An 11,729-nucleotide genomic window follows, 5' to 3' on the forward strand; every position below is an offset into this window, starting at 1 on the left:
TGGTCATGCACATGGAACCGGGGAAGCGGCTGTCGGTCGCCGTCGCAGGAGCCAGCGGCTACGCCGGCGGCGAGGTCCTGCGCGTGCTGCTGGACCACCCGCACGTCGAGATCGGCGCCCTCACCGGCGCCTCCAACGCGGGAACCCCCCTCGGCGCCCTGCAGCCGCACCTGCCGCCGCTGGCCGACCGCGTCCTGCAGCCCACCACCACCGAGGTCCTCGCCGGCCACGACGTCGTCTTCCTCGCCCTGCCGCACGGCGCCTCGGCCGAGGTCGCCGCCGAGCTCGGGGACGACGTCCTCGTCGTCGACCTCGGCGCCGACCACCGCCTCACCGACCCCGCCCGCTGGGCGGAGTTCTACGGCGGCACCCACGCCGGGACCTGGCCCTACGGCCTGCCCGAGCTGCCGCTCGCCGGGGGCGGGACCCAGCGGGAGAACCTCGTCGGCACCCGCCGCATCGCGGTCCCCGGGTGCTACCCGACCGCGGTCAGCCTGGCCCTGGCCCCGGGTCTGGCCGCCGGCCTGCTGGAACCCGCCGACGTGGTCGTCGTGGCCGCCTCGGGGACCTCCGGGGCCGGCAAGAGCCTCAAGCCGCACCTGCTGGGGGCAGAGGTCATGGGCTCGATGAGCCCCTACGGCGTCGGCGGCGGGCACCGTCACACCCCCGAGATCGAGCAGAACCTCGCCCTGTCCGCGGGGGTGCCCGTGCAGGTGTCCTTCACCCCCACCCTGGCCCCGATGTCCCGCGGGATCCTGGCCACCTGCACCGCCCGGCTCGCCCCCGGCGCCGCCGCCGGCGACGTGCGGGCCGCCTGGGAACGGGCCTACGCCGCCGAACCCTTCGTGCACCTGCTCCCCGAGGGGCGGTGGCCGTCCACGGCGTCGGTCCTGGGGGGCAACTCGTGCGCGATGCAGCTCGCCGTCGACGAGCGCGCCGGCCGCGTCCTCGTCGTCGCCGCCATCGACAACCTCGTCAAGGGAACCGCCGGAGGAGCCGTGCAATCGGTGAACATCGCCCTCGGACTGCCGGAGGGCACCGGGCTGACCGCCGCGGGGGTCGCCCCGTGAGCGTCACCGCCGCCGCCGGTTTCCGCGCCGCGGGCACGACCGCGGGGCTGAAGGCCTCCGGCCGCCCCGATCTCGCCCTCGTCGTCAACGACGGCCCCCTCGACGCCGCCGCCGCCGTCTACACCTCCAACCGCTGCAAGGCGCACCCGGTGCTCTGGAGCGAACGGGCCAGCGCCGACGGCCACGTCCGGGCCGTGGTGCTGAACTCCGGCGGGGCGAACTGCTTCACCGGCCCCGAGGGGTTCCAGACCACCCACGCCACGGCCGAGCTCGTGGGGGAGCTGATCGGTTCCGGCGCCGGTGACGTCGTGGTCTGCTCCACCGGCCTCATCGGGGTGGAACTGCCCCGGCAGAAGGTCCTCGACGGCGTCCGGGCGGCGTTCGGCGCCCTCTCCCCCGAGGGCGGCACCGCCGCGGCCACGGCCATCATGACCACGGACACCGTCTCCAAGCAGGCCATCGCCAGCGGCGAGGGGTTCGTCGTCGGCGGCATGGCCAAGGGCGCGGGCATGCTCGCCCCCGGCCTGGCCACCATGCTCGTCGTCCTCACCACCGACGCCGTGGTCGAGGCCGCCGACCTCGACCGGGCCCTGCGCGCGGCGACCCGCACGACGTTCGACCGCGTGGACTCCGACGGCTGCACGTCCACCAACGACACCGTCGTCCTGCTGGCCAGCGGGGCCGGCGGGACGACCCCCCAGCCCGCGGCGTTCGACGAGGTCGTCCGGCGGGTCTGCGCCGACCTCGCCCGGATGCTCGTCGGCGACGCCGAGGGCGCCGACCACGACATCGCCATCGAGGTCGTCGGCGCGGCCACCGAGGACGAGGCGGTCGAGGTGGCCCGTTCCGTCGCCCGCAACAACCTGTTCAAGGCCGCGGTGTTCGGCCGGGACCCCAACTGGGGCCGGGTCATGGCCGCGGTCGGCACGACGTCGGCCCGGTTCGACCCGCAGGCCCTCGACGTCAGCCTCAACGGCGTCGCCGTCTGCGTGGCCGGCACCCCGCACGCGGACCCGGCGCAGGTGGACCTGGGACCCCGCGAGGTCCGGGTCCGCATCGACCTGCACGCCGGGCCGGAGACGGCCACGGTGTGGACCAACGACCTCACCCACGCCTACGTGCACGAGAACAGCGCCTACAGCTCGTGAGCGATCTCACCGAGCTCACCGCGGAGGACAAGGCGAACGTCCTCGTCGAGGCCCTGCCGTGGCTGCAGAAGTGGCACGGCGCACTCGTCGTGCTCAAGTACGGCGGCAACGCCATGGTGGACGAGGACCTCAAGCGGGCCTTCGCCGAGGACGTCGTGTTCCTGCGCACCGCGGGCCTGCGGCCCGTCGTCGTGCACGGCGGGGGCCCGCAGATCTCGACCATGCTCGACCGCCTGCAGATCCCCAGCGAGTTCCGCGGGGGGCTGCGGGTCACGACCCCCGAGGCCATGGACGTCGTCCGGATGGTCCTCACCGGCCAGGTCGGGCGCGAGCTCGTGGGCCTGCTCAACGCCCACGGCCCGCTGGCGGTCGGGCTCTCCGGGGAGGACGCCGGGCTGCTGCGGGCCACCCGCCGCCACGCGGTCGTCGACGGGGAACCGGTGGACGTGGGACTGGTGGGCGACGTCGTCGGCGTCGACCCCCGCGCCGTCGTCGACCTGCTCGCCGCCGGGCGCATCCCCGTCATCTCGACGATCGCCCCCGAGGTCGACGCCGACGGCAACCCCCTGCACGGTCAGGTCCTCAACGTCAACGCGGACACCGCGGCCTCGGCCATCGCGGTGGCCCTGGAGGCGCAGAAGTTCGTCGTCATGACCGACGTGGCGGGGTTGTACCGCGACTGGCCGAACCGGGACTCGCTGGTCCGCGAGATCACCGCCGGCGACCTCGCCGCGCTGCTGCCGTCGCTGGAGTCCGGGATGGTCCCGAAGATGGAGGCCTGCCTGCGCGCGGTGCGCGGCGGCGTCCCCCGCGCCACGGTCATCGACGGCCGGCAGGCGCACTCGGTCCTGCTGGAGGTCTTCACGACCTCCGGCAACGGCACGATGGTCGTGCCGTGAGCCCCCAGGGAGTTGACGACGTGGATCTCGTCCAGGCGTCCGAGGCGTTGCCCGCCACCGCCGGTGGTGACGACGCCTGGCTGCAGCGCTACACCCGCTCGGTCATGCAGACCTTCGGCACCCCCCAGCGGGTCCTGGTCCGGGGGGAGGGGTGCCACGTCTGGGACGCTGACGGCAACCGCTACCTCGACCTGCTGGGCGGGATCGCGACGAACTCCCTCGGGCACGCCCACCCGCTGCTGGTCGCCGCGGTCACGGCGCAGCTGACGACGCTCGGGCACGTCTCGAACTTCTTCGCCTCCGCCCCCCAGGTCACCCTCGCCGAGCGGCTGCTCCAGGTCGCCCGGGCCCCGCAGGGCTCGGCGGTGTTCTTCGCGAACTCCGGCGCCGAGGCCAACGAGGCCGCGTTCAAGATGGCCCGGCGCACCGGTCGCCCCAAGGTGGTCTCGACGCTGGGCGCGTTCCACGGGCGCACCATGGGCGCGCTCGCGCTGACGGCCAAGGAGGCCTACCGGGCTCCCTTCGAGCCGCTGCCCGGCGGGGTGGAGTTCGTGCCCTACGGCGACGTGGGGGCCCTGGGCCGCGCCGTCGACGGGGCCACCGCCGCGGTGTTCCTCGAACCCCTCCAGGGGGAGAACGGCGTGGTCCCGGCCCCCGACGGCTACCTCGCCGCCGCCCGGCGGATCACCGCCGAGCACGGCGCCCTCCTCGTGCTCGACGAGGTCCAGACCGGCGTCGGCCGCACCGGTGAGTGGTTCGCCCACCAGAACCCCCGCCACGCGGGTGTCGTCCCCGACGTCATGACGCTGGCCAAGGGCCTCGGCGGTGGCATCCCCGTCGGCGCCGTCGTCGCCTTCGGCCCGCAGAACGCGACCCTCCTGGGGGCCGGTCAGCACGGCACCACGTTCGGCGGGAACCCCGTCGCCTCCGCCGCCGGTCTCGCGGTGCTGCACGCCGTCGAGCGCGACGGCCTCCTCGCGAACGTCGCCGCCGTCGGCCGCCACCTGCGGGACGGGATCACCGGTCTCGGCCACCCGCTGGTCGAGGGCGTCCGCGGGGAGGGGCTGCTCCTGGGCATCGCCCTCACCGGACCCGTCGGCGCGCAGGTCGTCGCGGCCGCGCTGGCCCGCGGGTTCATCGTCAACGCGCCCCGTCCCGACACGATCCGCCTCGCCCCGCCGCTCGTCCTCACCGCCGCGCAGGCCGACACCTTCGTCGCCGCGCTGCCCGCGATCCTCGACGCGGCCACCCAGAACGGAGCCCCCTCGTGACCGTCCGGCACTTCCTCGCCGACGACGACCTCAGCCCGGCCGAGCAGGCCGAGGTCCTCGCCCTCGCGGCCCGGCTCAAGACCGACCGGTTCGCCGAGAAGCCGCTGACCGGTCCGCAGACGGTCGCCCTGATCTTCGACAAGCCCTCGACGCGCACCCGGGTCTCCTTCAGCGTCGGCGTCGCCGACCTCGGCGGTGTCCCGCTCGTCATCGACGCCGCCGGTTCCCAGCTCGGGCGCGGCGAGCCCGTCGCGGACACCGCCCGCGTCCTGGAGCGCCAGGTGGCGGCCATCGTGTGGCGGACGTTCTCGCAGGCGGGTCTGGAGGAGATGGCGGCGAACTCCCGGGTCCCCGTCGTCAACTCCCTCACCGACACCTTCCACCCCTGCCAGGTCCTCGCCGACCTGCAGACGGTGGCCGAGCGCAGGGGGGCCCTGGCCGGGCTGACCCTGGCCTACGTGGGCGACGGGGCCAACAACATGGCCCACTCCTACGCCCTCGGCGGGGCCACCGCCGGGATGCACGTGCGGATAGGGACCCCCGCCACCGACCTCCCCGACCCGGCGGTCCTCGCCCGGGCCCGGGCGGTCGCCGAGCGCACCGGCGGCTCGGTGACCGTCACCTCCTCCGCGCCCGAGGCGGTCGTGGGCGCCGACGTCGTCGCCACCGACACGTGGGTCTCGATGGGCCAGGAGGGCGAGGAGTTCGAGCGCTTCCGCCCCTTCTCCCTCACCACCGACCTCCTGGCCGGCGCGGGGGACGACGCGGTCGTGCTGCACTGCCTGCCCGCCTACCGCGGCAAGGAGATCGACGCCGCGGTCATCGACGGTCCGCAGTCGGCGGTCTGGGACGAGGCCGAGAACCGGCTGCACGCCCAGAAGGCCCTGCTCGTCTGGCTGCTCGCGACGTCGCGGTGAGCCCGCGGTGAGCACCCCCACCGGCGCGGGGGCGGGGACGAAGGCCTTCCGGCACGACCGGATCGCCGCCGTCCTCGCCCGCTCGCCCGTGCGCTCGCAGACCGAGCTCGCCACCCACCTGGCCGCGGAGGGGGTCGCCGTCACCCAGGCCACCCTCTCCCGCGACCTGGTCGAGCTGGGGGCGGTGAAGGTGCGCGACGGCGACCGCGGTCTGGTCTACGCCCTGCCCGCCGAGGGCGGGGACCGCACCCCGCGTCGCGGGGTCGGGCAGGAGGTCCTCGACGCCCGGCTGAGCCGCTGGTGCGAGGAGCTGCTGGTGAGCGCGGAGGCCTCGGCCAACCTCGTGGTGCTGCGGACCCCGCCCGGGGCCGCGCAGTTCCTGGCCAGCGCCATCGACCACTCGGTGATGCCGGCCGTGCTCGGCAGCATCGCCGGGGACGACACGGTGCTGGTCATCTCCCGGGACCCCCTCGGGGGCGACGCCGTCGCCGCCCGCTTCCTGGCGATGGCTCGCCGGGACCCCCCGTCCGAACCCCTCGAGAACGAAGTGGACCCCTCATGACGCAGAGCACCGACCCGCAGGGCGAGAAGGGGCTGTGGGGTGCCCGGTTCGCCAGCGGCCCCGCGACGGCGATGGCGGCGCTGTCGAAGTCCACGCACTTCGACTTCCGGCTCGCCCGCTACGACCTCGCCGGGTCCCGGGCCCACGCCCGCGTCCTGCACGCGGCCGGCCTCCTCGACGACGACGTCCTGACCGCGCTGCTGGCCGGTCTCGACGCGCTCGAGGCCGACGTCGTGTCGGGGGCGTTCGTGCCCGCCGAGGAGGACGAGGACGTCCACTCCGCCCTGGAACGCGCGCTCGTCGAGCGCGTCGGCGCCGACGTCGGCGGTCGCCTGCGCGCGGGGCGCTCGCGCAACGACCAGATCGCCACGCTGCTGCGGATGTTCCTGCGCGACCACGCCAGGGTGGTCGCCGGTCTCGTCCTCGACGTCGTGGAGGCCCTGCTCACCCAGGCCGCGGCCCACCCCGGTGCGGCGATGCCGGGTCGGACCCACCTGCAGCACGCCCAGCCGGTGCTGCTCGGGCACCACCTGATGGCCCACGCGTGGCCGCTGCTGCGCGACGTGGAGCGCCTGCGCGACTGGGACGCCCGCGCCGCGGTCTCGCCATACGGCTCCGGCGCGCTGGCCGGTTCCTCCCTGGGGCTGGACCCGGTGGCCGTCGCCCGCGAGCTCGGCTTCACCCGCAGCGTGGAGAACTCGATCGACGGGACCGCCTCGCGCGACGTCGCCGCCGAGTTCGCCTTCGTGGCCGCGATGATCGGGGTGGACCTGTCCCGGATCTCCGAGGAGGTCATCGCGTGGGCCACGAAGGAGTTCTCCTTCGTCACCCTCGACGACGCCTGGTCGACCGGGTCGAGCATCATGCCGCAGAAGAAGAACCCTGACGTGGCCGAGCTCGCCCGCGGGAAGGCGGGCCGGCTCATCGGCGACCTGACCGGGCTGCTGGCGACCCTCAAGGGGCTCCCGCTGGCCTACAACCGCGACCTGCAGGAGGACAAGGAGCCCGTCTTCGACGCGGTCGACACCCTGGAGGTCCTGCTGCCCGCCGTCGCCGGCATGGTCGCGACCCTGCACTTCCACACCGACCGGATGGCCTCCCTGGCCCCGCAGGGCTTCGCGCTGGCCACCGACATCGCCGAGTGGCTGGTCCGCAGGGGGGTCCCGTTCCGCGACGCGCACCGGATCTCGGGGGCGTGCGTGCGCCGGTGCGAGGAGCGCGCCATCGCCGAGGGGCGCGGCGTGGAGCTGTGGGACCTGACCGTCGAGGACCTCGCGGCGATCTCCCCGCACCTGGCCCCGGCCGTGCGCGACGTCCTGTCCACCGAGGGGTCGCTGTCCTCGCGCGACGGCATCGGCGGCACCGCCCCCGTCCGCGTCGCGGAGCAGTTGGAGGCCGCGCAGGACGCGCTCGCGGCGCACCTGGCGTGGGCGCGTCCTTGAGGCTGGACCGGGCCTTCTTCGCCCGGGACGTCTTGGAGGTGGCCCGCGACCTCGTGGGTCGCGTCGTGCGCCACACCACCCCGGAGGGGGCGGTGGCGGTGCGGCTGTCCGAGGTCGAGGCCTACGCCGGGGAGGCCGACCCCGGGTCGCACGCGTTCCGCGGCCCCACGCCGCGGACGCGGGTCATGTTCGGCCCGGCGGGCCACGCCTACGTCTACTTCTCCTACGGCATGCACTGGTGCGTGAACCTCGTGTGCGGTGCGGAGGGGACGGCGTCGGCGGTCCTGCTGCGCGCCGGTGAGGTCGTCGAGGGGCTGGAGCTGGCCCGGTCCCGCCGCCCGGCGGCCCGGCGCGACGTCGACCTGGCCCGTGGTCCGGCGCGCCTCACCCAGGCCCTGGCGGTGACGGGTGTCCTCGACGGGATCGACGTCTGCGGTCCCGGCCCCCTGGAGGTCCTGCCCGGGAACCCGGTGGCCGACGGCGAGGTCGTCTGGGGGCCCCGGGTCGGGGTGGCCGGTGCGGGCGCGCCCACGCCGTGGCGCGTCTCCGTCGTGAACGACCGGACGGTCTCCGACTACCGTGTCGGCGGGCGACGGTCGCCCGGGTCCCGAGGTCCGGGGCCCAGGACCTGAGGAGCCGACGAGTCGTGAACGACGTCTGGGACGAGCTGCAGTGGCGGGGCCTGGTGGCGCACTCCACCGACGAGGCCGCCCTGCAGGAGGCGCTGCAGACGGGACCGCTCACCTACTACGTGGGCTTCGACCCGACGGCGGCCAGCCTGCACGTCGGGCACCTGGTCCAGGTGCTGACCGCCAAGCGCCTCCAGCAGGCGGGGCACCGCCCGCTGATCCTGGTCGGCGGGGCGACGGGTCTGGTGGGGGACCCGCGTCCCTCCGCGGAGCGGACGATGAACGACCCGTCGGTGGTGGCCGGCTGGGTGACGGGCCTGCAGGGGCAGATCGCTCCGTTCCTCGACTTCGACGGACCCGCTGCGGCGACGATGGTGAACAACCTGGACTGGACGCAGTCGATGTCCACCATCGAGTTCCTCCGCGACGTCGGCAAGCACTTCAGCGTCAACCGCATGCTGGACCGCGAGGCGGTGAGCAAGCGGCTCGCGACGACCGGCATCAGCTTCACGGAGTTCAGCTACGTCCTGCTGCAGAGCAACGACTACCTGCAGTTGCACCGCCGCCACGGCTGCACCCTGCAGCTGGGGGGGTCGGACCAGTGGGGCAACATCACCGCCGGGTGCGAGCTCGTGCGCCGGGTCGACCAGCGGACGGTGCACGCGCTGGCGACGCCCCTGCTGACCAAGGCCGACGGCACGAAGTTCGGCAAGACGGAGTCCGGCGCGGTGTGGCTCGACCCGGAGCTCACCTCGCCGTACGCCTTCCACCAGTTCTGGCTCAACGCCGAGGACGCGAAGGTCGTGGACTACCTCAAGGCGTTCAGCTTCCGGCCCCGCGAGGAGATCGAGGAGCTGGGCCGGCAGGCCGTCGAGAACCCGCGGGCCCGCGCGGCGCAGCGGGCGCTCGCCCACGAGGTGACAGCCCTGGTGCACGGGGAGGAGGCCGCGGTGGCCGTCGAGGCCGCCGCCGCCGCCCTCTTCGGCGGGTCCGACCTCGAGGCCATCGACGAGCGCATCCTCCGCGGTGCGCTCGCGGAGCTGCCCACGGCGGCGCCGGCCGACCGCGACGTCCGGCTCGCTCAGCTGTTCGCCGACACCGGCCTGGCCCCCAGCCTGAGCGGGGCCCGCCGGACCATCGGGGAGGGCGGGGCTTACGTGAACAACATCAAGCTCACTGACCCGGAGGCGACGCTCAGGGACGTGCAGCTCCTGCACGGCCGCTACGCCGTGCTCCGGCGAGGCAAGAAGTCGCTCGCATCGGTGGCGGTTCCGTTGCCGCAGTAAGCGATCGGCCCCCGAGGACGAGCGGATTTGCACTGGCCCGCGGGGGCCGCGTACTGTTCTTCATGTCGCCCCGGCGGGGCGGAAGACCTGGGGCTTGTGAGTCTGGGTGGTCCGCGTCTGGGGGTGGTGGTCATCTTGGGCGTCATCGGGTTGCAGTTTGGCTTGGTGTCGGGTTAAGGTGGGGAAGTTGTCCCTCTTCGGGGGCTCTCCGGTTCGGGGGGTTGTCCGGGTGGGTGCGTCCGGTTCTTGAGAACTCAACAGTGTGCCAAAAAGTGTTGATGCCATATGTATCAACCCCCAATGGCTGTTCATGTTCTGCTGCATCGTCTGGTGTGGTGGGGGTGGATGGTCGGGGATTCCTTTGGGATTGATCTCCGCCTCTTTCACGCCAGTGGGGGGTGGGGTTTTCGAGTCCAAGGGTCAACTATGAAGTGAAATGATCTACATCGCTGACTGTTCCTTTCGGGGGTGGTTGGGGGTGGAAGGTTTTTCGACGGAGAGTTTGATCCTGGCTCAGGACGAACGCTGGCGGCGTGCTTAACACATGCAAGTCGAACGGTGAACCCCTTCGGGGGGGATCAGTGGCGAACGGGTGAGTAACACGTGAGCAACCTGCCCCTGGCTCTGGGACAACCACTGGAAACGGTGGCTAATACCGGATACGACTCATCACCGCATGGTGTGTGGGTGGAAAGTTTTTCGGCTGGGGATGGGCTCGCGGCCTATCAGCTTGTTGGTGGGGTAATGGCCTACCAAGGCGACGACGGGTAGCCGGCCTGAGAGGGCGACCGGCCACACTGGGACTGAGACACGGCCCAGACTCCTACGGGAGGCAGCAGTGGGGAATATTGCACAATGGGCGAAAGCCTGATGCAGCGACGCCGCGTGAGGGATGACGGCCTTCGGGTTGTAAACCTCTTTCAGCTCCGAAGAAGCGAAAGTGACGGTAGGAGCAGAAGAAGCACCGGCTAACTACGTGCCAGCAGCCGCGGTAATACGTAGGGTGCAAGCGTTGTCCGGAATTATTGGGCGTAAAGAGCTCGTAGGCGGTGTGTCGCGTCTGCTGTGAAAACTCAGGGCTCAACTCTGAGCTTGCAGTGGGTACGGGCACACTTGAGTGCTGTAGGGGAGACTGGAATTCCTGGTGTAGCGGTGAAATGCGCAGATATCAGGAGGAACACCGGTGGCGAAGGCGGGTCTCTGGGCAGTTACTGACGCTGAGGAGCGAAAGCATGGGGAGCGAACAGGATTAGATACCCTGGTAGTCCATGCCGTAAACGTTGGGCGCTAGGTGTGGGGTCCATTCCACGGATTCCGTGCCGCAGCTAACGCATTAAGCGCCCCGCCTGGGGAGTACGGCCGCAAGGCTAAAACTCAAAGGAATTGACGGGGGCCCGCACAAGCGGCGGAGCATGCGGATTAATTCGATGCAACGCGAAGAACCTTACCAAGGCTTGACATGCGCGGTGGAATCCCAGAGATGGGGTGTCATTTAGTTGGTCGCGTACAGGTGGTGCATGGTTGTCGTCAGCTCGTGTCGTGAGATGTTGGGTTAAGTCCCGCAACGAGCGCAACCCTCGTTCCATGTTGCCAGCACGTTATGGTGGGGACTCATGGGAGACTGCCGGGGTCAACTCGGAGGAAGGTGGGGATGACGTCAAATCATCATGCCCCTTATGTCTTGGGCTTCACGCATGCTACAATGGCCAGTACAGAGGGCTGCGATACCGTGAGGTGGAGCGAATCCCAAAAAGCTGGTCTCAGTTCGGATCGGGGTCTGCAACTCGACCCCGTGAAGTCGGAGTCGCTAGTAATCGCAGATCAGCAACGCTGCGGTGAATACGTTCCCGGGCCTTGTACACACCGCCCGTCACGTCATGAAAGTCGGTAACACCCGAAGCCGGTGGCCCAACCCGTAAGGGGGGGAGCTGTCGAAGGTGGGACTGGCGATTGGGACGAAGTCGTAACAAGGTAGCCGTACCGGAAGGTGCGGCTGGATCACCTCCTTTCTAAGGAGCATCAACCACACCTCACAGACCACCGGCTCCGTCGTGGGTTGGTGGTGAGGGTGGGTGGGCCGGTTTCTTCGGACGTACGTTCCGGGGCCGGTGCTCAAGGGTGGAACATCAACACGATTCTTTCTGGCTTCTTCTGCTGTCAGTACCTCCCGCGTGCGGGAGTGGAACGCGGTGGGGAGTTCGGAAAGGGTCTGGCGCACTGTTGGGTCCTGAGGGACCGGCCGGCAACTCCGTCGAGTGATTGACGGGGTTGCGGGTGGTTTCTTGGTCTGGGCCTGCCTTGGTCATTCACATCGGCTTGCAGAGGGTTGTCACTTCGGTGGTGCTCTGCGGGTGCTGGTGGTGGTCGTTAGAGGTGGGTGCGGGTTGTCTGTTGAGAACTGCACAGTGGACGCGAACATCTTTTAGTAGTGGTGTTCGTCGAGTAGATAATCCTCTGATGATCGGACCGTTGCGTCCAGGGGCTCCTTCGTGGGTGTCTGGGTGG

General features: G+C 71.3%; 9 protein-coding genes and 1 rRNA gene. All 10 read left to right on the plus strand.

The features are described 5' to 3' along the window. Positions 1 to 11: 11 nt before the first annotated feature. The 10 genes from argC (at position 12) to KRAD_RS18230 (ending at position 11,233) form a co-directional block, all read left to right on the plus strand. Positions 12 to 1,070, plus strand: coding sequence for an N-acetyl-gamma-glutamyl-phosphate reductase (gene argC, locus KRAD_RS18185; protein WP_041292197.1), 1,059 nt, complete (start codon positions 12 to 14; stop codon positions 1,068 to 1,070). Beyond that, the gene (argJ, locus tag KRAD_RS18190; protein WP_012087123.1) at positions 1,067 to 2,218 is read left to right on the plus strand and encodes a bifunctional glutamate N-acetyltransferase/amino-acid acetyltransferase ArgJ; all 1,152 of its coding nucleotides are present in this window, start codon (positions 1,067 to 1,069) and stop codon (positions 2,216 to 2,218) included. Before argC ends, argJ begins: the two co-directional genes overlap by 4 nt. Then, positions 2,215 to 3,117: an acetylglutamate kinase gene (gene argB / locus KRAD_RS18195; protein WP_012087124.1), complete on the plus strand. Its 903-nt coding sequence runs from the start codon at positions 2,215 to 2,217 to the stop codon at positions 3,115 to 3,117. Before argJ ends, argB begins: the two co-directional genes overlap by 4 nt. A gap of 20 nt (positions 3,118 to 3,137) precedes the next feature. Beyond that, on the plus strand, positions 3,138 to 4,388 hold the full coding sequence (locus tag KRAD_RS18200) for an acetylornithine transaminase (RefSeq protein WP_012087125.1): 1,251 nt from the start codon (positions 3,138 to 3,140) through the stop codon (positions 4,386 to 4,388). After that, positions 4,385 to 5,305 (plus strand): ornithine carbamoyltransferase, encoded by a 921-nt coding sequence (gene argF / locus KRAD_RS18205; RefSeq protein ID WP_012087126.1) that lies wholly within the window; start codon positions 4,385 to 4,387, stop codon positions 5,303 to 5,305. The genes KRAD_RS18200 and argF overlap by 4 nt, the downstream gene beginning before the upstream one ends. Before the next feature lie 7 nt (positions 5,306 to 5,312). Then, positions 5,313 to 5,867: an arginine repressor gene (locus tag KRAD_RS18210; RefSeq protein ID WP_012087127.1), complete on the plus strand. Its 555-nt coding sequence runs from the start codon at positions 5,313 to 5,315 to the stop codon at positions 5,865 to 5,867. Then, a complete protein-coding gene (argH, locus tag KRAD_RS18215; protein ID WP_012087128.1) occupies positions 5,864 to 7,309 on the plus strand; it encodes an argininosuccinate lyase in 1,446 nt (481 codons plus the stop codon). The genes KRAD_RS18210 and argH overlap by 4 nt, the downstream gene beginning before the upstream one ends. Beyond that, positions 7,306 to 7,941 (plus strand): DNA-3-methyladenine glycosylase, encoded by a 636-nt coding sequence (locus tag KRAD_RS18220; protein ID WP_221183684.1) that lies wholly within the window; start codon positions 7,306 to 7,308, stop codon positions 7,939 to 7,941. The genes argH and KRAD_RS18220 overlap by 4 nt, the downstream gene beginning before the upstream one ends. A gap of 14 nt (positions 7,942 to 7,955) precedes the next feature. Then, entirely contained in the window at positions 7,956 to 9,224 is a 1,269-nt protein-coding gene (gene tyrS / locus KRAD_RS18225; protein WP_012087130.1) for a tyrosine--tRNA ligase, read from the plus strand. Between the two features lie 490 nt (positions 9,225 to 9,714). Beyond that, positions 9,715 to 11,233, plus strand: a 16S ribosomal RNA gene (locus tag KRAD_RS18230). The last annotated feature ends 496 nt before the right edge of the window (positions 11,234 to 11,729 follow it).

Source organism: Kineococcus radiotolerans SRS30216 = ATCC BAA-149 (genome assembly GCF_000017305.1).
Lineage (GTDB): Bacteria > Actinomycetota > Actinomycetes > Actinomycetales > Kineococcaceae > Kineococcus > Kineococcus radiotolerans.

Coding starts and splice junctions, on each gene's coding strand:
- argC (WP_041292197.1), top strand. CDS start 12: ATGGAACCGGGGAAGCGGCTGTCGGTCGCCGTCGCAGGAGCCAGCGGC.
- argH (WP_012087128.1), top strand. CDS start 5,864: ATGACGCAGAGCACCGACCCGCAGGGCGAGAAGGGGCTGTGGGGTGCC.